A 21,254-nucleotide genomic window follows, 5' to 3' on the forward strand; every position below is an offset into this window, starting at 1 on the left:
TCTATCCAATCTAGAAAGCAACGATCCAGATAATAAAGACCACAATCATTGTGAGCTGCAATGCCACTTTGACCACGATACTAGTAAATAAGCCTACTAATGAGCCAATCCCTACATTGAAAGCTTTAGTCAACGACTCACCCCGAAGCAGTTCCCCAATCATTGCCCCAATGAGTGGTCCCAAAATTAATCCGAAGGCGGGAATAACGAACGGGCCGATAATAATTCCTATGGTACTCAGCCACATCGATAATTTACTGCCCCCGAATTTTTTGACACCCCATGCACCAACCGCGTAATCTGCAACTAGCAGAACGACTACGATCAGTGTTTGAATAATCCAGAAAAACACACCAAAAGATTCAAATGAGAAGAACCATCCGTACACGAAGAAGGCAAAATACACGGCCAGCACCCCAGGAAGTATGGGGTAAACCGTTCCCGCCATGCCGATGGCAAACAAAGCGATAACAAGAAACCAGCCGAGTACTACCATAAAAAGCTCACTCCTCCATCAAAATATAATCGCGAATAATTAACGCAATACCATCCTCATTGTTGGATGCTGTAACAACATCTGCATTCTCCTTGAGTGTCTCCTGAGCATTACCCATCGCTACGCCCAATCCAGCTGCTTGAATGACAGCCAGATCGTTCAAGCTATCACCGACTGCAATTACTTCAGACATATCGATTCCAAGTAACTCTTCACATACCATACGGATACCACTCGCTTTATTAATTCCCTTAGGATTAATCTCCAAGTTAACAGGGGATGAATTCGTGATCTCAAGCCCCCCCATATCCTGTAATTGCATCAGAACGTCGTGACGAACCTCGTCATCCTCAATATGGTAGCCGAATTTGATCCATTGGTTGCGGTCCAGCAAAGAATCATCCCAATTTTTCTCATTGTAGACTCCTTCTACAGCATATGCCCAGAACCAAACCTTTTTCTCCTGAGCAATATTGTACATGCTTTCGATAATGCTTTTCTCAAACAATTCGCGATGGTACAACTCATGTGGTGTTTTCCATACTTCGCTTCCATTTGCGGTTACCATCGGTGTTTTAAGTCCTAATTGATCACCAAAAGAGATAGCTTCATCAAATCCTCTACCTGTAGATAGACATACATGAACTCCTGCCGCCATGGCTTTGCGAATCCACTTATCCGTCTCTGGTGAAATTTGATGATCATCGGTCAGCAAGGTTCCGTCCATATCTAGTGCCAGTAATTTATATTTCAATTGTCTTCCTCCATTTCACTCTTATCCTTTGTTCTAATCTCTTCTCTAATTCATTCTTTAAACAACACAACGTCATTTTATCATATTACCGTAGTACCAACAAAGACAGACTTATAACATCAAACAAAATGAAAAAGACTGCTGGAGAATTCCATTCCAGCAATCCTATATTCTAATAATTTAATTTGGTTATTTATTGTTTCAATACAGAACCCGATTGATGATTAGTTAAGTGGCATAGGAACCCTCTTCAAACGACGACGCTTGGCGAATCTAGCTACAATTCCATGCAAAGGCGAGAAAATAAACGCTAGGAGAAACAAGATACCTGCAACAGTAATCATAGAGCCTGCAATTGATGTATCTATCCACTTAGCAGTATAATATCCTCCTGCTGAACAAAGCACACCAAGGATCACACTATACACGAGCATTGTACTAAGCCGGTCGGTAAGTAAGTACGCAGTAGAAGCGGGCACAATGAGCATACCTACAACAAGGATAGCGCCTACGCTCTCGAAAGATGCCACTGTAGATAATGATACAAGTCCCATCAATAAATAATGAAATAGAGCCACAGGAATACCAACAGCCGCTGCTAGCGCTGGATCGAAGGCACACAGTTTGAATTGTTTATAGAACAAACCAACCACTGCAAGAACCACAAACAGGGTTCCGCCCAACATCCACACAGCAGCAGGCCCCATATCGTATCCATTCAAAATTAACGTATCCCATTGTACGTAGGCAATTTCCCCGAATAGAACACAGTCCAGATCCAGATCAATGTTGGATGCATTTCTGCTGATTAGAATAACGCCTATTGCAAATAACGCTGTGAAGACAATCCCAATTGAAGCGTCTCCTTGAAGTCCTCCACGTTGAAGAAGTTGGATGAGAAACACCGTGATTAATCCAAATACCGCAGCCCCTAACAGCATCAAGAAAGAATCACGAGAACCACTTATTAGAAAGGCAATCGCAATCCCTGGGAGCACTGAATGGCTTATTGCATCTCCGATCAGTGCCATTTTTCGTAAAATAAGAAAACAACCTAGTATCCCACAACTAGCTGCTACTAACGAACCAGTAAGTATGATCCAGAAATCACCCATTACTCCGTGCTCCTTTCTACTGCCGCTGTTCTCTGAAGGACTGCATGGGTTCCAATGGATTCAATATTAGGCTGGATTACCCTCCGATTACGAACACGCTGAATCCATTTAGCAATCAGCCCTCTCCCTGGAGCACATACTGCCGAGACAAAAAAGATAGACGTAGCTGACAAAACAGTCACAGGTCCTGTCGGCAAATTGGATAGAGTTGAACTAATTAGCGTACCAATTACGCCTGACAGTGCCCCAAATAACCCGGCTAATATAACCATAACCCCTAGTGCATCGCTCCAATATCGAGCAGCAACAGCGGGAGTAATTAACAGTGCAGCCACCAAGACAACTCCGACTGCCTGTATACCGACGACCACGGCTACAACAGTCATTAATAGCAGAAGTTGCTCTAGGACTGCCACCTTCAGCCCCATTCCCCTAGCAAATCCAGGATCGAAGCTTACCAATTTGAACTCTTTAAACAGTAACGCACAAATTAAAATCAGTAGCAACGAGACAGTGCCCATAAGATAAACATCTGACAGCATCATCGAGGCAGCCTGACCGAACATATATTTATCAAGTCCACTTTGGTTCCCGTTTCCGCTGTGCTGAATTTTAGTCATAAGAACAACTCCGACTCCGAAGAATACGGAAAGTGTAATTCCTAAAGCGGCATCTTGTTTTATCCGCGAGAAAGAAGTGATGATATGAATCCCTAATGTTGCAATCATACCGGAGATAATAGCACCTATCATAAATAAACCCATTGATTTGACCCCACTAAGCATGAAGGCGATGCAAATGCCTGGTAAGGCAGCATGCGCCAACGTATCTCCAAGTAAACTCTGTTTGCGCAATACAGTAAACGAACCAATTACGCCGCTCCCCAGTCCTAATAGAAGAGAGCCCATTAATATCCATCTCATATTGGGATCGGTGAACCAACTTATCAATGTCGGTATCATATCACTGCACCGTCCCTACCGGTACGGTAACAAAATCTTGAAGTAAGGCTAATCGCCCCCCGTACGTTTTCTGCAGATTTTCCGGTGTAAATGTCACTTCGGTTGGGCCCTCAGCAACCAAATCTCCGTTTAACAATATGACATGATCAAAATACTCACGTACCGTAGAGAGATCATGGTGAACAACCAGCACTGTCTTACCTTGATTCTTCAAATCATGCAGAAGCTGAATGATCGCCTTCTCTGTCGTAGCATCCACTCCAGCAAACGGTTCATCCATGAAATAGAGGTTCGCATTTTGTGCAAGTGCTCTTGCCAAGAATACACGTTGCTGCTGACCGCCTGATAGTTGACTGATTTGTCGTCCTGCATAATCCTTCATACCTACCTTATCCAAACATTCTGTTGCGAGCTTTCGCTCGGATGCCCCTGGACGTCTGAACCATCCCAAATGTCCATACCTCCCCATCATCACAACATCCAAAGCATTGGTAGGGAAGTCCCAATCCACGGATTCACGCTGTGGTACATATCCAACATTTTTCCGTTGCTCTCGATAAGAACCACCATATATTTTCACTTCGCCGTCTACTATTGGAATTAATCCAAGTACAGCCTTCAGAAAAGTAGACTTTCCAGCTCCATTTGGGCCGAGGATACCTATGAGTTTCCCTGACGGAATTACAAAAGAAACAGCGTTCAGTACAGGCTTTTTCTGATAAGCAACTGTTAAATTGTTAACTTGTAGCGGATTTGAGTTCTGCATTTTAATTCTCCTCTCCTGTAGAAAAAACTATCTATCCTTTATTTCAGTGCATCTACGATCGTGTTTACGTTATGACGTACCATTTCGATGTAAGTATCCGCATCTGATCCAGGCTCTCCCATTGAGTCTGAATATAATTCTCCCCCGATGTTAACCGAATGTCCTTTCTCCTTCGCCCCTGCGATGACTGCTTCCATTGACTTCGTTGGAATACTAGACTCCACGAATACCGCTTTAATTTTATTCTCTACAAGAAAATCACGTAACTTACTTACATCTTTTGATCCATATTCGGATGCGGTACTTATCCCCTGTAGGCCCATTACTTTCATTCCATAAGCTTCACCGAAATATCCAAACGCGTCATGAGCAGTTACTAATATTCGATCATTTTCTGGAATTTCCAGAATTCTATCTTTAACCTCGGCATCTAGTTCCGTTAATTTGCTAATATAAGTCTCTGCATTTTTCTTATATTGTTCAGCATTTGTTGGATCATATTGCGCCAACGCATCATAAATCGTTTCAGTAGCCGAAATCCAGTGCTTAACGTCAAACCAAATGTGAGGATCATATTGAGACCCACCCGCATCCTTTCCAGATCTCAGAACAGCACGATCTATATCCTTTGAAACAGCGACAGTTAGTTTTTTATTTTCCAGTTTTTCTAAAATTTCCGTCATCTTACCTTCTAAATGTAATCCGCCGTAGAAAATAACCTCCGCGTCTTCAAGTCTCTTCATATCTCCTTGTGACGCTTTATATAAATGAGGGTCTACTCCTGGTCCCATCAATCCAGTTACGACTACTTCTGTTCCACCGACTTCTTGAACGATGTCGGTGATCATTCCTATCGTTGTAACCACTTGGATGGGTGAAGCACCACTAGCCCTTTCAACCCGATTCATCTCTCCATCAACTCTTGAACATGCCGATAGAATAATTAATACTAGTACACCTATTGTCATCTTTGCCCTCTGTAGTGGACCCTTCTTAACTTCCAACTGCTTCTCCATTTTACTTTCCCTCCCAATAGGTGTTTTATGTTGTGCTCGCGAACAATTGTTTCCCAATGCATTATATGTTGCACAAACTTAAAAATGTTTCCCTAGTGCAAATTTTAACTCAAGAGGATACAAAAAGGCAAGAGGAATTTACCCTCTTGCCTAAAAATAATCTTAATCGACTCATCCAAATCCCATTATTCCGTAGTATCGGACTTACTTGTATTGTCTTTATCGACGTCTGTGTTATCTTTCGGTTGTAAATTCTTCTTCGGCACTCCATCCAGGCCGTATTCTTGATCATACGCATCAAATATCTTACGTGCTACTGGTGCGGCGCTTGAAGCACCAAACCCACCCTCGGGTATGACAACGGCAACGGCTAATTTAGGTTTATCACGTGGAGCGAATGCGATAAACACACCATTATCTATATTTGTCCCTTTGTAGGTCTGCTCCGATGTTCCTGTCTTGCGGGCATAATCGTATGGAAAACCATCAAAAGTACTGTTTATCTTAGTTTTCATTCCACCGATAACTGTATCCCAATAAGTATCACTAAAGTTGATTTCATTCAGAACCTTCGGCTCTATTTCTTTTATTATATTTCCCTTTTCGTCCGTAATTTTGCTAACGAGATGCGGTTCCATCCGTTTCCCCCTACTTGCCAGGGTAGCCGTATATTGAGCAAGCTGCAATGCAGTATATTTACCTTGTTGTCCAAAGGAGGCTAGGGCCAGGCGAGTAAGCGGCGTCTCCGCTTTATTGGTGTATTCCAATTTGCCTCGGTATTCCAGCGGGAGATCAACTCCTGTAACTACACCTAACCCAAATTTCTTCATGTATTTATCCCATAAGTCTATACCTTTGGCACCATCTCTCTTATATAACTTCTCTCCAACCATGTCCACCATAAAGGTGTTTGATGATTTACGAATGGCATCAATCGGTCTAAGTGAGCCGTATGGATGGCTACCTGAGTTACGTACACTAGCAGAGTCGTTTCTCCCAAAATAAGCGATTCCTCGGTCATTATAGGTAGTTGTAGTTGTAAACAACCCCTCATTCAACCCAACAAGCACTGATAATGGTTTAATCGTTGAGCCTAACAAGACGGTCGATTCAAAATTATGTCCAGACCTTCCCGAGCTAAACGGTGTAATCGTCCCATTCTGATAGTTAGTTTCAATTTTCTTATACTCCTCGTTCGAAACGCTCCCCGTTTGCCAAATATTTGTGTCATAATCAGGCATACTCGCCATAGCAATCACTTTTCCCGTGTCCACTTCCATCGCTACTGCATATCCGGTCTTGGCATCAGGATGGGTTTTACCCGCTACGGGGTTATTGTGAACCCAGTCAAGTTGATACATAATCGCCTCTTCGGCGGCAAGCTGTACCTTTTTGTTGAGTGTTATATGTATGTCATATCCCTTTTCTGGTGGTGTTACTTCAGGAATTCCAATTACCATATTTCGGGGATCAATCTCGACACTCTTATATCCATTTTTGCCGCGAAGAATGTCCTGATAATACAATTCCAGCCCATCGTATCCAACCGTTTCGGTTTCTGTATAATGCAGATACGGAACTGTTTCCTTTTGTGCCCGGATCTCTTTATAATAAGCTAGACTAGTTGAAGCATTTTCATATTTTCTTATATAGCCAACGGTCTGTACGGCCACAGTATCTTTATCATAATGTCGAATACTCTCTTCTACGACGTCTATACCAGGAAATTGATCCTTCCGCTCCAAGAAATAAGCCATCTCTTCTTTGGATAAATCGAGTTTTATCCGACGAGGTGAAAATCCACCATTCTGTCTATAATCAATATCCATAGCGTCAATGATTTCTTTCAAGGTTAATGCTACTCCATTCGGATCACCTTTCTCATCAAAAACCTTCTTCAATTTCTCAGCAAGAGCTGTGGCCTCTGCTCGATCCTCCACCTTACTGTAGTCCTTCTGTAAAGTTATATATAGTGATTGGATCGGAGTAGAATAAGCTAATTTCTCACCTCCGTCAGCAATAATTGAGCCTCTTGAAGGAGGAAGTGGCACTTCTTTTAACCTCATACTGGTTTCCTGCTGTGAAAGACTTGGCCCCTCAACAAATTGTAGAACTGCTAGTCGTACAATAATGACGGTAAAAATAACAAATATACTAAAGAAAAATATATTCAGTCGAATATTAAAATGGCGCTGCATCGCACGCTCTTGTTCACCCTGATCTTCTTCAGAAAATATATTTTTCATATCCAGTACACCTCATTCCTACTCATCACAACCTTATATGAGCACAACGTAATACACTTTTGTAAAGTTACACTCTTCTGGAAATTTATATAATGTTTTTCGTGGTTTATGTCTACACACAAAAAAAGCAAGAGGTTACTTACCCTCCTGCTTAAAATAATAATTATTCAATTTATAGCAAATATATTACTCCGTCGTATCGGATTTCCCTTTATTTTATTCACCTACGACTGTGGTATCTTTCTGTTGCAAAGTTTTCTTTGGTACTCCATCTAGACCGTATTCTTGATCATATGCATCAAAGATTTTACGGGCTACCGGCGCAGCGCTGTAAGCACCAAATCCACCCTCTGGAATAACAACGGCGACAGCGAGTTTCGGATTATCACGTGGAGCAAATGCGATAAACACCCCGTTATCTCTGTTCGCACCATCCCCCCATTGCTCTGAAGTTCCCGTTTTACGAGCAAAGTCGTATGGGAAACCACTAAAAGCATTGTTTACACTAGTTGACATTCCACTGATGACTTCCTTCCAATAGGATTCATCAAATTTAATTTCATCCAGCATTTTGGGTTCAATTTCCTCGATAACATTTCCATCCGCATCGGTAATTTTCTTAACTAGTTGCGGTTGCATTCTCTTCCCATGACTTGCAATTGTCGCTGTATATTGAGCAAGCTGCAAGGTCGTATATTTCCCTTGTTGACCGAACGATGCATATGCCAATCGGGAAAGCGCAGTTTCTTTCTCATTCGTATATTCCAGTTTACCTAGATATTCATTCGGAAGGTCTACTCCAGTGGATACACCCAGTCCAAAAGCCTTCATATATTCATCCCATTTATCAATACCCTTGGATCCATATTTGTTCCACAGCTTTTCACCTACCATATCCACCATAAAGGCATTGGAGGAATGAAGAATGGCCTTTGCTGGATCAAGACCACCGTATACATGACTACCTGAGTTTCGAACACTAGCAGAGTCGTTCTTTCCGAAATACGCAATCCCTCGGTCATTATAGATGGTTGAAGTTGTAAATAACCCCTCGTTCAAGCCGATAAGAACCGATAATGGTTTGATCGTAGACCCGAGCAAAATGGTCGATTCAAAATTATGTCCCGAACGCCCCGAGCTAAACGGTGTGATCGTCCCATTTTGATAGTTGGTTTCGATTTTCTTATAGTCCTCGCTCGATACGCTCCCCGTCTGCCAAATATTTGTATCATAATCAGGCATACTCGCCATCGCAACCACTTTCCCGGTATCCACTTCCATCGCTACCGCATAACCGGTTAGTGCTTTAGGATGTGTCTTACCAGACACAGGATTCTTATGAACCCAATCAAGCTGGTACGTTATCGCTTCTTCCGCAGCAATTTGTACCGTTTTATTAATTGATGTGTGAATGTCATAACCCTTTTCAGGAGGCGTTACTTCCGGAATCCCGGTAGCCATATTTCGTGGATCAATCGCGACGCTCTTATATCCATTCTTGCCACGAAGGACATCCTGATAGTAAAGTTCCAGGCCGTCGTACCCAACATCTTCAGCTTCTGTGTACTGTAGAGCAGGGTCTGTTTGTTCTTGTGCGCGTAAATTCTTATAATATTCTAAACTTGTTGAAGCATTTTTGTACTTTTTTATATAACCTACGGTTTGTACAGCCACCGTATCTTTATCATAATGCCGAACACTTTCTTCTACGACCTCTATGCCCGGAAATTGATCTTTCCGTTCCAAGAAATACGCCACTTCTGCATCTGATAAATCAAGCTTAATTCTACGAGGTGAAAATCCACCATTCTGTCTATAATCAATATCCATTGCTTCGATAATTTTGTCCAAGGTAAGAGGTGTTGCATCTGGATCTCCATTTACATCAAAAACCTTCTTCAATTTCTCGGCAAGAGCCGTAGCCTCTGGTCGATTCTCCGCCTTACTATAGTCCTTCTGCAGCGTAATATACAGCGATTGTACAGGCGTGGAGTATGCCAGTTTCTCGCCCCCGTCAGCGATAATAGAACCTCTTGTCGGAGGAAGCGGTACATCCTTTACCCTCATACTGGTTTCTTGTTGTGAAAGGCTCGGCCCTTCAACAAATTGTAAAATTGCCAGGCGTACGATAATGACGGTAAATATGGCAAATGCACTAAAGAAAAACATATTTAGACGAATATTAAAATGACGCTGCATCGCAATTTCTTGTTCGCGTTGATCGTCAGAATAGACATTTTTCATTTTATTTCTCCCACTTTCATTCCTACTAAGTCACACTATTCATATTAGCATAACGTACTAACGTCTTGCGAAGTTACACTCTATTTGGACTTTTATACGATCTTGTCCGCGACGTGAGTCTCGCTGAAACCGGGAGAATCAAACCAATCACCACTGCCAGCCCAAGTGGAATCCAGTGGAATCCATTTCTCTTTCTCTGGAATGTACACTTCATTCCAAGCATGCGGTCCGTAACCACCCTGGCCATCGTACCCAAGTCCGGTTACTACTTTTACCTCTAATCCCTGAGATCTAGCCATGATCGCATACAGACGAGAGTAATCAATACACACTCCACGCTTCGTATCGAAGGTCATTTGCGGTGTCTGCTCATGCCAAATTCCCTTTTCTTCATAATCCTTAACTTTATCATTATCATATACAATGCGTGATCCAACCCAATCATACAGAAGACGGGCTTTCTCCTCTTCACTCGCTGCCCCTTCAGTGATTTTCGCAGCAGCTTGTTCAATATTCTGAGGGACATTGGCATCAATCACTTCATATTTTCGTTGCAAAATCCCATTAAGTTCTACTTCCACACTGCGAGTAAATACCGGAAGTTTCTCTTTTATTAGATTGCCCGAAAGTGGCTCAATTACATTACGTGCTCCTTGTTGATATACGGGTGACGCCTCTACATAACGACTGAAGTTACTGGAAGGGAAAAGTGTCACCACAATGAACAAAATTGCAATGATAACCAGGCTTCTAGCTACGCCAATGATCACACCAATCCCCACTCCAACTAGTCTCCCCAATAAGGAAGCTGAGCGTTCCTCGTTGAAAGAACGCCTCCCAAACAGCGAACCTCCTCCAATAATAAATCCTAAGATCATCCCAAGTAAGAACCGGAACAATACATAACTGAGAATAAACAGCACAGCAAAACGCATCAACGGAAAATCCCTTACCGCTGTTGCCAATGTATAGTATACCTGCTCCCATTTAGCTAAGTCCCGCTCGGGCAGCGTCAGACTATTAGACAGCCAAGTTTGTACAGAAGGTGAGATCCACAAAGTGAATGGAATAGATACCCCTATTCCGAGGAGGGTCAGAACCCCACCACTTAGGAGTGTAAACAATCTTCCGGCAGATCGGGAAGCACCTCGCATTAAGCCTTGAAGGGCAGAACCCAATAAGATAATAATCAACAATATAGTAATCAGGTTATACTCACGCAGACTCGCAATCCAAGCTTCCGTCATGTCTGCCTCCTATCTAGATGACTTAGGTTAAGACTAACTGCCCTGAACTATTTAGAATTCCTTGTTGCCTCTTGAATGAAGGCTTCTACAGTATCGTCTACCGTCCATTCTCCCAATGAAATCCCGTGAGACACTACTTTCACTTTATCTCCACCAATAGTTCCGGTTACTTCTACGTCTGGGTTCGAGATAGTTATTATAAATGTACCGTCGCTATTCTGGGTAAACTTGGCATCCTTGGCTCTACTCTTCATGACATTCAACACTTGGTCTTTACCAATGCTTGTTGCCTGCTCCGTCACGACCGATACAGCACTACTCAGATCTTTCAACGAAAGCCCACTGTAAATGATAATAAACGCCGCAATGACAAGTACAAGCGCCCATTTTACGACCGTCTTCACGAAATTCAAGATCAAGAAAAGGACAACCAATGCAACAACAATGACCAACCAGTTCTCTTTTAGAAACTCAATCCATACTTGAACATCCATCATATCCAACTCCTAAACATCATTTTATTAGAACAGGTTAGTATATCTTTCGTGATCAAAAACTGACCAAACAATAAGAATTTAAAAAGTCAGCTTTTCAGCACCAAGAAGGTTGAATAAAGCTAGGGAATGAGGAGCGGAGCGTAGGCAAAACCTACGTGAGCACCGGAAGTCCCGGCTGAATTCAAGATTCGATGCCGAATCCACATCCAGAGCTACTTCGTGATCAAAAGCTGACCAAACAATAAGAATTTAAAAAGTCAGCTTTTCAGCACCAAGAAGGTTGAATAAAGCTAGGGAATGAGGAGCGGAGCGTAGGCAAAACCTACGTGAGCACCGGAAGTCCCGGCTGAATTCAAGATTCGATGCCGAATCCACATCCAGAGCTACTTCGTGATCAAAAGCTGACTTTTTAAATAACCTCTCTTATTATACATGATGGCCCGAGTATGTGTCAGCTTAACCCCTATTTCTTGCAGAAAGCCCTAAATTAAGGACAACCTCCATAAGATTTAAGGGGTCTAAGTCCGTCCCAAGAAACGTACAAGTAGATTAGTGACTTATGTGAGGAGGGCAAGATATGAAAATGGCTTTTTGGCTTTACTTTTTTATGTTTCTGGCTTTCTTCGATCTCCACGCCCAATATCCGATACTAACGCCTTTTGCTCTATCGCTAGGTGCTGCACCGACGTTCATCGGATGGATGATGGGTATTTATGCACTAACTCATCTCCCAGGGAATTTGATCGCTGGTCAAGGCGTAGACCGGCACGGGAGCCGCGGTTATATGATCTTTAGCATGATTACCGCTGGGTGCATCCTACTGCTGCAAGCCCATGTGACAGAGCCTTGGCAACTGCTTACATTACGTTCAATCAGCGGTTTTGTACTCGCCTTTCTATCACCAGCCTGTTTGGCTCTCCTTGCTTCCTTATCTACAAACCAGACCCAGCAAGGTAAACTAATGGCTGGGCATGGAGTTATGCACACTCTAGCTTCCGTTGTATCTCCAGCTGCAGGTGCCTTCCTAGTCGCCCAAGTCGGATTCAAGCTAACCTTTCAATCCCTAGGCTGGTTGTTAATCGCGACTGGAATTATCGCTATCTTTACAATCAAAGAATCCCGAAAACCGAAGCCTTCCCTTATCGAAACGGGAATCACACCAAAGCAGAAAGTTCCCATGAAACTAAACATCATCCCGCTACGAGTTTATTTACTTCCCTTAGCTGTAGCATGTTCACAGGGAATCCTATTCTTTGAACTACCCATGCGAGCAGGAGGAAAGGCTGGAATTATGCACACGGGACTGTATTTCTCCATCATCAGTTTGGGAGCTCTTGTCACTCTCTCTATGTTATTTCTGAATCGCCTATCCCCTTACAAAAGGGCACATTACGGCATTCTGGGGATCGCCTTATCTTTCTTCTCCCTAGCTGCATTACCATCCATTCCACTAGAGGTATCCTTGTTCGCCCTCGGAATGGCTAAAGGTGTCGTCTTCCCTGCAATCGCTTCTCTCTTTATCGATTTGAGTGGGGGACAGCGACTTGGCACGGTATTCTCTTTACAGTCGATCGCAATGTCCATCGGATCCTTTATCGGTCCGATTGTTGCAGGGATGATTCGGGATAGTTATTCACCTTACTTTGTCGGATTTCTGTTACTTATGTCTGTACTACTCCTTGTTCCTTCCGTGCGTAGACCGGTTGTTCCTACTACTCCAATCAGCGCGCCAACAAGTATAACTTAGCTTTTAGTGAGATTGAACTGACATCCCAAAAGACAATCTGTTATTTCAGGATTTTTAGGCTATTGTACAGGGCACCCCGTCTAAAACCTACATAATATATCTTGTAATCACTGACCCGATGAGAAAGAGGGGTGAACGTAAATGAGCCATCTTGAAAATTGTGGACCTGGTCCGATCGCTCCAGTTGTTTCAGCTTGTAATATCTGGACCACAACAGGTACGATCCTTGTATTGTATATTTTATTAGTGATCGTTCTTCGTGCTCCTCTACTACTGTAATTTCATCCTAGCCTACGCGATACGCGCATCAAATGCGGTCTGCCTTCAGTGGTAGGCCGCTTGTTCTTCTCTCATTGAATTTTGCATGAGTATTGGTAAGCAGTATACACTAGTAGGGTACGTTAACTCCCTACTGAGGTGATCACCATTGCCCATCTACATCATAGTCGAAGGTAAAAATGACCGCATCAAGCTACGTCACCTACTCCAAGAGGATGAAGTGAATATTCTCTGTACCTTTGGAACTCTTAATGCCGCTAAACTCGAATCCCTTCAGGAACAGGTGGGAGAAGAAGAGGTACTTCTATTTATGGATAACGACACTTCTGGCAGAAGAATTCGCGGCATCTTAAGAGAGGTCTTCCCTGATGCAATCCATATGTATACACGAAAAGGATATGCCGGTGTCGAAGGGACGCCCGATGAGTACATCATTGCACAATTAGAAAAAGCCGGTTTGGAGGCATACATTCTGTATCCTCCACCCGACTTAATATAGTCCATGTATATGTTGTTATTCCTTGGATAAATCCACGACACCTTGAGCAATTTCTGTAGCCGTAACTTCCGGTCTGTATATCTCACGAAGTTGACCATCCCGATCTACCAGTCCGATGAGATCCATATGAACAAAATTCCCAGTCTGATCTTGATTGATTAGAATTTTAAAAGAGTTCATCGCCAGATCCATAACCTTCTGCTGATCTCCTCGGAGAAAATACCAACCGGAGTAATCCGCTCCAAATTTGTCCCCGAATGACTTGATCTGCTCCCGAGTATCACGCTCCGGATCGAACGAAATCGAGACAATCGTCGCATCCTTAGCAAACAAACCTTTCTTCTTCAATTCATCCTGCACCTGACTCAGCCTGAATGTAGTTAGAGGACAGACATCATTGCATTTCGAGAAAAAGAAATAGAACAGTCTTACCTTTCCGTTCGTATCCTCTAGTGTAACGTTCTTGCCATCTACATTCTCCAAGGAGAAACTCTCCACTGGCCGAATTACTGGCAATTTGGGCTTAGACCATGCACCCCATAACAAATATCCAGCCATGATGATACATAGCGCTAATAGAATCCATGTCCATTTATACTTTTTAAGTAAAATCATACCCGGACCTCCGTTATTCTCGGCATCAACTCATCCCAAAGGGGCATTGCTTAAGCAAAAGCACTCTCCATAAAATATTAACTATGTGTAAAGTGCATCTCATGATGTCGTCCCTAAGAAGGGAGGTTTTATGGGTATGAAACTGGTGTTAAAACTAGAACCGTACTGTATCCAGAATGATCACAATTAAATTGATCGTCAAATAATTAATTGAGAACAAAAATACCTTCTTCGCCCAAGCATCACTGTCCTGGGAACGAATTCCTTTGAGCGCCATAAAGAGCCATGCTAAGGAGAGAATCTCACCAATAACTAGGAACCACATTCCTGTATAATCGTAGAGATACATTAAGATTGGAATTGGGATCAGCAATACGAGATAAGGAAGCATTTGGAGTTTAGTTCTGGGAATCCCCTTTACTACGGGCAAGAGCGGATAACCTGCTGCACGATATTCTTCTACACGCCGAATTCCTAATGCCCAAAAATGAGGTGGCTGCCACAGGAACAACATGGCGAAGAGTAAGATGGCTCCCAAATCAACGGTACCTGTCACCGCAACATAACCGATTACTGGTGGCATAGCCCCTGATATTGCGCCAACTGAAGTACTCCAAGTCGACGACCGTTTCAGCCAAAGAGTGTACACAACTACGTATACCAACATGCCAACTATTCCAAACAAGCCTGCTAGAATACCGGAAAAACCAAACAAAACAGCCAATCCAGCGATTCCTAAAATAACTGCATACCAGAGTACTGTTTTGGGTGACATTTTACCTGTAGGAAGGGCTCGATTCTTAGTCCGCTCCATCTTAGTGTCTAACTCACGATCGAAATAATTATTGAAGACACAGGAAGACGCCATAACCAGCATCGTCCCAAGCAGTGTCATAATAAGTTTTCCATATTGTAGATCCCAATGAGATGCTAACCAGAATCCAGCAAACACCGCGATCATATTGGAACGCAGAATCCCAGGTTTCGTTAAGACAACAAAATCCTTCCAAGTCACCGATTCTCCTGGAGGAGTTGGTCTCACGGATAAGGTAGCGGAATCCGCAGGAGCATGATAACTTATGTGTTTATCCATGCGTCAGTATTCCTCCTAACAATTCTTTATATAAAATTTGAGAAAAACATAAATAATTCTCTTACTATGAACTTTATCATATCAAACCCTCGAAGTGTTTAAAAATCCTCCAATAACGCCTGAGTTATTATGACAATTCCGTGACAACAACGTAAAAACCCGGGTAAACTTTACCCGAGTTTCTTCATATTACCCCTTCAGTTAAAGAAGGACAAAATCTATTTTTCCAAAAACCCCATCATTCGGTGTACATCTTTTAAGGTCTGTTCTGCTGTTTCGGCTGCTCTTTCTGCCCCTTGAGCCAAAATGTTACGAAGTTCACCAGACTCCCTTATGTCGTAATAGCGCTGCTGCATCGGTTCAAGCAATCCGACAACAGCTTCTGCTAGATCTTTCTTGAAAGGCCCATACATTAGTCCTTCGTAGCGCGCCTCCACTTCAGGGATCGATATCCCTGCACATTGACTATATATAGTAATTAAATTACTCACTTCAGGCTTATTCGCCGGATCGTATTTCACTTCACTACCCGAATCGGTTGTTGCCCGGCTAATTTTCTTGCGGATAACATCCGGTGCATCTAGTAGCGCAATGAGACTGCCCGCATTTGGATTACTTTTACTCATTTTCTTAGAGGCGTCATCCAATGACATAATACGTGCTCCTACTTCCGGAATATACGGATCAGGAATAGTGAAATACTCACCAAAGCGACTGTTAAACCGACCCGCAATATCGCGAGTGAGTTCTAAATGCTGCTTCTGGTCTTCACCAACAGGAACAAGATCCGCATTATAGAGTAGAATATCTGCGACCATAAGAGCCGGATATACAAACAAACCAGCCCCAACTGATTCTTTACCCTCAGATTTATCTTTGAACTGGGTCATTCGCTCCAATTCTCCCATGGAAACAAGCGTTGTCAGCAACCATCCGAGTTGTGCGTGCTGTGGAACATGCGATTGCATGAAAATATTAGCTTTATTCGGATCAATTCCAGCTGCAACGTAAAGCGCAGCTACCATTTCAGATTGTTCTCTCAGGGCAGCTGGCTCCTGAGGTACAGTAATGGCGTGAAGATCAACCACCATAAAATTACAAGCATATTCATGCTGTAAAGCCACGAAATTTTTCATAGCCCCAATATAATTTCCAAGTGTTAATTTCCCGCTGGGCTGGATGCCGGATAGTACTTTTTTCATATTATTCGTCCTCCTCAAAGATTAATTCATTTTCATGTATATCAAAATCAAAACACAAAAAAGCCCACAGTCCGCAAGGGACGTGAGACCGTGGTGCCACCCTTATTCGCCAGAGATCAGGACAACAAAAAAATCAAGATCATAAGGCCTTTATTGTTCCATAACGGGGAACTCCCGGCAGGCATATTTTGAAGGATACCTTCATTTCTGCTCAGCACTCTGGGGTCCATTCAACATAGTGGTTTCTCCGGTTCGCATCATCCACCGGATTTCTGAAGAAAATCCACATTGCCTACTTATCCCCATCATCGCGTTCAGTTATAATGATTTATAGGTCTTATCATAAGTGTGATTTGTGTACAATGTCAAATCTGTTTTTCGTCCAAGAGAAAAAGTGTTATGATAGGTCTTAGCTTAACTAATTGATTAGATTATTATGTGGGAAAAGGAGTACCGATATGAAAAAAGTGACCAAAGGGCAATGGAACGGTTACGACACGTACATCTTACATAGCCGCGAACTTGATGTCACGCTGCTACCCCGCCTCGGCAATAGTGTAATTAGCTTGTGGGATCATGTTCAGCAGCGAGATGTGCTGCGCCGCCCGGAAGAGAGCGATCTTGATTTCTACCTACAGAAGCCTTACCATTTTGGAATTCCACTACTGATTCCTCCGGGACGAATAAGCAAAGGTCATTTCATTCATGACGGTCAGGAATACCAATTTGACCGTAACACGGCGAATGACAACCATATTCATGGGTTGCATCGTACACAAGCATGGTGTGTTAGCGACATTGAAGAAGATGAAGACGGTTGTGCCGTGACGACAGAATTTATAACTTCGAGCGATCCGAATTGGATAAGGCAATATCCTGTCCCACTCAAGTTAGAAATGACGTTACGCTTGCAGGGAGCTTCTCTAAAACAAACATTTAAGATTACTTCGTTAGGACAAAATGCTGCTCCATTCGGATTAGGACTTCACACCTGGTTCCTTATCAATGGTGAACCTGAGAAATGGAAGTTACAGCTTCCTTGTTCTGGGATTTATCAATTGGACGATGAGTTACTACCAACTGGAGGGATCTCCCCTCTCGGAGAATTAGAGCAATTGAACGAAGGACTAAATTTGAGAGGAACAAATTTCGATACGCTCCTTCAGATTGGCGATCTTCCTGTCGAAGCTCTCTTAACACGTGAAGACGGTTATGGTCTACGTTACACAGCTGACCCAACATACTTCAAGCATTGGGTTCTATATACTAAAGGTGAAGCAGATCAATTTCTGTGCATAGAACCTTACACCTGGCTGCCTAATGCACCAAATTGTAATTTGCCTAATGAAACAACTGGCCTAATAGAAATTCAACCTGGCCAAACCATTGAACTAAACGTCAATCTTGACTTAATTCATCCATCCGCTACTTAAATATGATCTTTCGAAGAAGAGCTCCTCACCTCCAGTGAGGCGGCTCTTTTTTTTGACTCATTTGACTCAATATAAAATACAAGAATTACCACTACTATATTTGAGAGTTCATCTGCATATTTTAGAGCTCGAAAACCATACTAACATTCATAAAGGCCGAAGGAGGTGAGATACATGGCAGGTCAAAACCGCTCTAACAATCTTGTTGTACCTCAAGCGACTGCTGCACTACAACAGCTAAAAATTGAAGCAGCTCAAGAATTGGGCGTTCAAATTCCAGCAGACGGTTACTACGGGAACTACACTTCTCGCGAAACTGGCTCCCTAGGGGGTTACATTACTAAACGTCTGGTTCAATTGGCAGAACAGCAATTGTCGGGTCGTCAATAGTATTCTCTTTCTCAACCAATAGGACAACAGGCGGTCTGCGTATGCAGATCGCCTGTTTTTGTCTCTCTGTAAATTTACTATGTTATTATTTTCACTTATGAAGTCATATCTGCGTTATAGTCTTGGTATGTAGTGGAAGATTCTTTTCTGGCGTAGCGATGTATCATCAAATTAGCCATATTGTAGTTAGACTCCATTATGGCATCGACGACTATCATCTCTTGACGTAGTGCAAATTCATAGCTAATTTCCCCATGAGTCCAGTACCGTTTGAATTTCAATGCTTCAATCGCCATAGCTCGGAATGACTGTAGTTGAACTACTGTCAATCCTTTATTCTCTTCCGTCAGACGACCATTTCGGCCAGCAATCGGATTATGGCGGATGCCAAATTTCCCAATAGCATTATTGCGAATTTGAATGAAAATAATTCCTGAGGTCATTGCGGAGAGTTCCGTATCTAGTTCTCTAAACACCATGTCAAGTTGTCTGGCGAGTGAAAGTTGATCGGTTTGCAGAATATCCACCCTCCTTCCATATTATAATATGATTGCCTATTTATAGGGCTTATGTCTCATTATATTCCAATATTATATACCCTTCAACAACAAACAACAAAATTGGTTATATATTCCTATAAATATAATATATAGAATTCATTATCTCTTATCATTCGTCAATTTCCTTGAAATTGCGACATGCTTTTTCAATACTTTATGTGAAGAAAAAAAGAAAGCAGATCCCTCATTTAACGGATCTGCTCGTATTAGCCTCGTTAGTTCGTTAATTCAAGGAACGCTTCCACGTCTGCAATCGCTAAAGACATCGCTTCGCGCCAGAAATCGGGTTTTGTTAAATCAACACCTAGGTGTTTAGTAGCAAGTTCTTCAACTGTCATTACACCTGTGTCCCTCAGCAGTGCATCATACTTCTCTGCAAATGTTGCACCTTCACGCTGCGCCTGAGCGTAAATGCCGGTACTGAACATATAACCAAAGGTATAAGGGAAATTGTAAAATGGGACATCCGTAATATAAAAATGTAACTTCGATGCCCAGAAATTTGGGTGATAGCTGCCGAGTGCTCCATGAAATGCTTCCTTCTGAGCTTGCTCCATCAAAGCAGATAGCTCGACCGCATCTAAAGTACCTTGCTTGCGTTTCTCATAGAAGGAAGTTTCAAACAAGAACCGGGCATGAATATTCATGAAAAAGGCGATACTCCGCTGAGCTTTATCAGCCAAGAGACCTATTTTTTCTTCCTTAGTAGCCGCATTCTTGACGAGCGCATCTGCTAAGATCATTTCAGCAAAAGTTGAGGCTGTCTCCGCTACATTCATCGCATAACCCTGATTGAATTGCGGTAAATCCTCCATTAGATGTTGATGATAAGCATGACCAAGCTCGTGGGCCAAGGTTGAAAGGTTGGAAACGGTCCCTCCAAAGGTCATAAATACACGTGTCTGTTTGCTTGCTGGCAACGAGGTACAGAATCCGCCTGGACGTTTCCCTGGACGATCCTCAGCTTCGATCCAGCGATTATTAAATGCTTCAACTGAAAAGTCTGCTAATTTAGGACTAAAGTTCCTAAATTGTTCTACAATGTCCTGTGCAGCTTGATCGTAGGTGATTTTTCCAGCGGAATCTCCGAGGGGAGCATCCACATCACACCAATTCAATCGTTCCAAACCAAGAAGTTTTGCTTTACGTTCCAGATAAGTCACAAATACGGGTTTGCTCTCTTCAATGACTTTCCACATCGAATCAAGGGTTTCCCGAGACATCCGATTGATGGCAAGCGGTTCCTTCAGAACATCATCCCATCCACGTCTCTCATACAGCTTCAGCCGGAAACCAGCAAGACGATTCAGCGTGTCCGCACAATAATCGGCAGCCTCGCCCCAGGCTTTCTCCCAGTTGACGAATGTTTCCTCCCGAACTGCTCGATCTGGATCGTCTAGTTTGTTCGCCGCCTGACCTACGGAGAGCATCGTAATCTCCCCATTCTCATCACAATGAGGAATACCTACTTTAGCAACAATCGTATCATAATGTTGTCCCCATCCATGATAACCATCAACTGCTAAATCGGAAGCAAGGCTTTCAAGTTCAGGGGATAATTTCTCCTGTGCTGCACTACGCTTCTCGCTAAGCACAAATGAAATAGGTGATATCTCATCTCGTGCGATCCAAGCTTCCCATACTTCATTATCTGTATTCCGCAGAACGTTCTGAAACAATGTCATCACATTCTCTAACCGAGCGTATAACGAAGTAACTTTACCAGTGAGTTGTACCGCTTTTTTATCCTTCTGATTCTGAGCAGTCAAACAAGCTGTAAAGCTACTGACTTCAGATATTCTTGAAAGAGCACTCTGTAAACCCTCGATAATAACATCGTATAAAATTGTTTCTTCAGTGGATTGCGGAGCATTCTTATCGTTAATATGATTATTTAGAACGGCAATATCCTCTTCCAGTTTTTCAAGAAAAGTATGCAATTCTTTAGATGCCGAACCTCCAGGGAAAATAGAGTCTAATTCCCATGTGGGGTTAATTGGTAGAGATAGATGTGTCAAGCTAAATCATCCTTTCTTGTCCTTTAGTATTGATGTACACCGACCTATAAGTGTATAACTATAAGAGGTTGTAGT

20 protein-coding genes and 1 other annotated feature are annotated in these 21,254 nt (G+C 42.7%); of the genes, 5 read left to right on the top strand and 15 right to left on the bottom strand.

From position 1 onward, the window contains the following. Nucleotides 1–10: 10 nt before the first annotated feature. The 10 genes from NST85_RS23830 to NST85_RS23875 all read right to left on the bottom strand — a co-directional run bounded on the left by NST85_RS23830 (nucleotide 11) and on the right by NST85_RS23875 (nucleotide 11,343). Nucleotides 11–496: a DUF456 domain-containing protein gene (locus NST85_RS23830; protein WP_127190304.1), complete on the bottom strand. Its 486-nt coding sequence runs from the start codon at nucleotides 494–496 to the stop codon at nucleotides 11–13. 7 nt (nucleotides 497–503) lie between these two features. After that, nucleotides 504–1,250 (bottom strand): Cof-type HAD-IIB family hydrolase, encoded by a 747-nt coding sequence (locus tag NST85_RS23835; RefSeq protein ID WP_341190583.1) that lies wholly within the window; start codon nucleotides 1,248–1,250, stop codon nucleotides 504–506. A 224-nt stretch (nucleotides 1,251–1,474) separates the two neighbouring features. Then, nucleotides 1,475–2,365: a metal ABC transporter permease gene (locus NST85_RS23840; protein WP_341190584.1), complete on the bottom strand. Its 891-nt coding sequence runs from the start codon at nucleotides 2,363–2,365 to the stop codon at nucleotides 1,475–1,477. Then, nucleotides 2,365–3,327 carry a metal ABC transporter permease gene (locus tag NST85_RS23845; protein ID WP_341190585.1) on the bottom strand — a complete coding sequence of 321 codons (963 nt, stop codon included), beginning with the start codon at nucleotides 3,325–3,327 and terminating at the stop codon, nucleotides 2,365–2,367. Before NST85_RS23845 ends, NST85_RS23840 begins: the two co-directional genes overlap by 1 nt. A gap of 1 nt (nucleotide 3,328) precedes the next feature. Next, nucleotides 3,329–4,093, bottom strand: coding sequence for a metal ABC transporter ATP-binding protein (locus NST85_RS23850; protein ID WP_341190586.1), 765 nt, complete (start codon nucleotides 4,091–4,093; stop codon nucleotides 3,329–3,331). Nucleotides 4,094–4,131: 38 nt separating this feature from the next. Beyond that, the gene (locus NST85_RS23855; protein WP_341190587.1) at nucleotides 4,132–5,109 is read right to left on the bottom strand and encodes a metal ABC transporter solute-binding protein, Zn/Mn family; all 978 of its coding nucleotides are present in this window, start codon (nucleotides 5,107–5,109) and stop codon (nucleotides 4,132–4,134) included. A gap of 185 nt (nucleotides 5,110–5,294) precedes the next feature. Further along, nucleotides 5,295–7,355: a peptidoglycan D,D-transpeptidase FtsI family protein gene (locus NST85_RS23860; RefSeq protein WP_341190588.1), complete on the bottom strand. Its 2,061-nt coding sequence runs from the start codon at nucleotides 7,353–7,355 to the stop codon at nucleotides 5,295–5,297. A gap of 216 nt (nucleotides 7,356–7,571) precedes the next feature. Then, on the bottom strand, nucleotides 7,572–9,599 hold the full coding sequence (locus NST85_RS23865; RefSeq protein ID WP_341190589.1) for a peptidoglycan D,D-transpeptidase FtsI family protein: 2,028 nt from the start codon (nucleotides 9,597–9,599) through the stop codon (nucleotides 7,572–7,574). 92 nt (nucleotides 9,600–9,691) lie between these two features. Beyond that, nucleotides 9,692–10,846 carry a transglutaminase domain-containing protein gene (locus tag NST85_RS23870; protein ID WP_341190590.1) on the bottom strand — a complete coding sequence of 385 codons (1,155 nt, stop codon included), beginning with the start codon at nucleotides 10,844–10,846 and terminating at the stop codon, nucleotides 9,692–9,694. 47 nt (nucleotides 10,847–10,893) lie between these two features. Next, nucleotides 10,894–11,343 (bottom strand): hypothetical protein, encoded by a 450-nt coding sequence (locus NST85_RS23875; protein WP_246053944.1) that lies wholly within the window; start codon nucleotides 11,341–11,343, stop codon nucleotides 10,894–10,896. A gap of 577 nt (nucleotides 11,344–11,920) precedes the next feature. Between NST85_RS23875 and NST85_RS23880 the strand changes: the two genes are divergently transcribed. The 3 genes from NST85_RS23880 (at nucleotide 11,921) to NST85_RS23890 (ending at nucleotide 13,868) form a co-directional block, all read left to right on the top strand. Then, nucleotides 11,921–13,090, top strand: a complete 1,170-nt coding sequence (locus NST85_RS23880) for an MFS transporter (protein ID WP_341190591.1) — start codon at nucleotides 11,921–11,923, stop codon at nucleotides 13,088–13,090. 174 nt (nucleotides 13,091–13,264) lie between these two features. Then, nucleotides 13,265–13,369: a YjcZ family sporulation protein gene (locus tag NST85_RS23885; RefSeq protein ID WP_211350027.1), complete on the top strand. Its 105-nt coding sequence runs from the start codon at nucleotides 13,265–13,267 to the stop codon at nucleotides 13,367–13,369. Nucleotides 13,370–13,517: 148 nt separating this feature from the next. Then, the gene (locus tag NST85_RS23890) at nucleotides 13,518–13,868 is read left to right on the top strand and encodes a toprim domain-containing protein (RefSeq protein ID WP_341190592.1); all 351 of its coding nucleotides are present in this window, start codon (nucleotides 13,518–13,520) and stop codon (nucleotides 13,866–13,868) included. Nucleotides 13,869–13,883: 15 nt separating this feature from the next. On the opposite strand, the gene NST85_RS23895 is transcribed toward NST85_RS23890, so the two are convergent. From NST85_RS23895 to trpS, 3 genes are all read right to left on the bottom strand, one after another. Beyond that, nucleotides 13,884–14,483 (bottom strand): SCO family protein, encoded by a 600-nt coding sequence (locus NST85_RS23895; protein ID WP_341190593.1) that lies wholly within the window; start codon nucleotides 14,481–14,483, stop codon nucleotides 13,884–13,886. Between the two features lie 154 nt (nucleotides 14,484–14,637). Next, nucleotides 14,638–15,576: a heme o synthase gene (gene cyoE, locus NST85_RS23900; RefSeq protein ID WP_341190594.1), complete on the bottom strand. Its 939-nt coding sequence runs from the start codon at nucleotides 15,574–15,576 to the stop codon at nucleotides 14,638–14,640. Between the two features lie 218 nt (nucleotides 15,577–15,794). After that, nucleotides 15,795–16,778: a tryptophan--tRNA ligase gene (gene trpS / locus NST85_RS23905; protein ID WP_341190595.1), complete on the bottom strand. Its 984-nt coding sequence runs from the start codon at nucleotides 16,776–16,778 to the stop codon at nucleotides 15,795–15,797. Nucleotides 16,779–16,851: 73 nt separating this feature from the next. After that, nucleotides 16,852–17,096, bottom strand: a binding site (T-box leader). A gap of 140 nt (nucleotides 17,097–17,236) precedes the next feature. Here trpS and NST85_RS23910 point away from each other — a divergent pair. Together NST85_RS23910 and NST85_RS23915 are read left to right on the top strand one after the other, a co-directional pair. After that, on the top strand, nucleotides 17,237–18,211 hold the full coding sequence (locus tag NST85_RS23910; protein ID WP_341190596.1) for an aldose 1-epimerase: 975 nt from the start codon (nucleotides 17,237–17,239) through the stop codon (nucleotides 18,209–18,211). A gap of 174 nt (nucleotides 18,212–18,385) precedes the next feature. Further along, the gene (locus tag NST85_RS23915; protein ID WP_127190318.1) at nucleotides 18,386–18,601 is read left to right on the top strand and encodes an alpha/beta-type small acid-soluble spore protein; all 216 of its coding nucleotides are present in this window, start codon (nucleotides 18,386–18,388) and stop codon (nucleotides 18,599–18,601) included. A gap of 95 nt (nucleotides 18,602–18,696) precedes the next feature. Here the strand turns inward: NST85_RS23915 and NST85_RS23920 are convergent, their stop codons facing one another. Beyond that, complete coding sequence (locus tag NST85_RS23920) at nucleotides 18,697–19,122, bottom strand: O-methyltransferase (protein WP_341191159.1); 426 nt, start codon at nucleotides 19,120–19,122, stop codon at nucleotides 18,697–18,699. A 254-nt stretch (nucleotides 19,123–19,376) separates the two neighbouring features. Further along, nucleotides 19,377–21,179 (bottom strand): M3 family oligoendopeptidase, encoded by a 1,803-nt coding sequence (locus NST85_RS23925; RefSeq protein ID WP_341190597.1) that lies wholly within the window; start codon nucleotides 21,177–21,179, stop codon nucleotides 19,377–19,379. Between the last annotated feature and the right edge of the window lie 75 nt (nucleotides 21,180–21,254).

The organism is Paenibacillus sp. FSL K6-2524, assembly GCF_038005525.1.
Lineage (GTDB): Bacteria > Bacillota > Bacilli > Paenibacillales > Paenibacillaceae > Fontibacillus > Fontibacillus anaericanus.

Excerpts from the sequence above, each read along its gene's own strand:
- NST85_RS23850 (WP_341190586.1), bottom strand. The coding sequence starts at position 4,093 with ATGCAGAACTCAAATCCGCTACAAGTTAACAATTTAACAGTTGCTTAT.
- NST85_RS23910 (WP_341190596.1), top strand. The coding sequence starts at position 17,237 with ATGAAAAAAGTGACCAAAGGGCAATGGAACGGTTACGACACGTACATC.
- NST85_RS23855 (WP_341190587.1), bottom strand. The coding sequence starts at position 5,109 with ATGGAGAAGCAGTTGGAAGTTAAGAAGGGTCCACTACAGAGGGCAAAG.
- NST85_RS23845 (WP_341190585.1), bottom strand. The coding sequence starts at position 3,327 with ATGATACCGACATTGATAAGTTGGTTCACCGATCCCAATATGAGATGG.
- NST85_RS23840 (WP_341190584.1), bottom strand. The coding sequence starts at position 2,365 with ATGGGTGATTTCTGGATCATACTTACTGGTTCGTTAGTAGCAGCTAGT.
- NST85_RS23915 (WP_127190318.1), top strand. The coding sequence starts at position 18,386 with ATGGCAGGTCAAAACCGCTCTAACAATCTTGTTGTACCTCAAGCGACT.
- NST85_RS23870 (WP_341190590.1), bottom strand. The coding sequence starts at position 10,846 with ATGACGGAAGCTTGGATTGCGAGTCTGCGTGAGTATAACCTGATTACT.
- NST85_RS23865 (WP_341190589.1), bottom strand. The coding sequence starts at position 9,599 with ATGAAAAATGTCTATTCTGACGATCAACGCGAACAAGAAATTGCGATG.
- NST85_RS23860 (WP_341190588.1), bottom strand. The coding sequence starts at position 7,355 with ATGAAAAATATATTTTCTGAAGAAGATCAGGGTGAACAAGAGCGTGCG.
- NST85_RS23830 (WP_127190304.1), bottom strand. The coding sequence starts at position 496 with ATGGTAGTACTCGGCTGGTTTCTTGTTATCGCTTTGTTTGCCATCGGC.
- cyoE (WP_341190594.1), bottom strand. The coding sequence starts at position 15,576 with ATGGATAAACACATAAGTTATCATGCTCCTGCGGATTCCGCTACCTTA.
- NST85_RS23875 (WP_246053944.1), bottom strand. The coding sequence starts at position 11,343 with ATGATGGATGTTCAAGTATGGATTGAGTTTCTAAAAGAGAACTGGTTG.
- NST85_RS23880 (WP_341190591.1), top strand. The coding sequence starts at position 11,921 with ATGAAAATGGCTTTTTGGCTTTACTTTTTTATGTTTCTGGCTTTCTTC.
- NST85_RS23895 (WP_341190593.1), bottom strand. The coding sequence starts at position 14,483 with ATGATTTTACTTAAAAAGTATAAATGGACATGGATTCTATTAGCGCTA.
- trpS (WP_341190595.1), bottom strand. The coding sequence starts at position 16,778 with ATGAAAAAAGTACTATCCGGCATCCAGCCCAGCGGGAAATTAACACTT.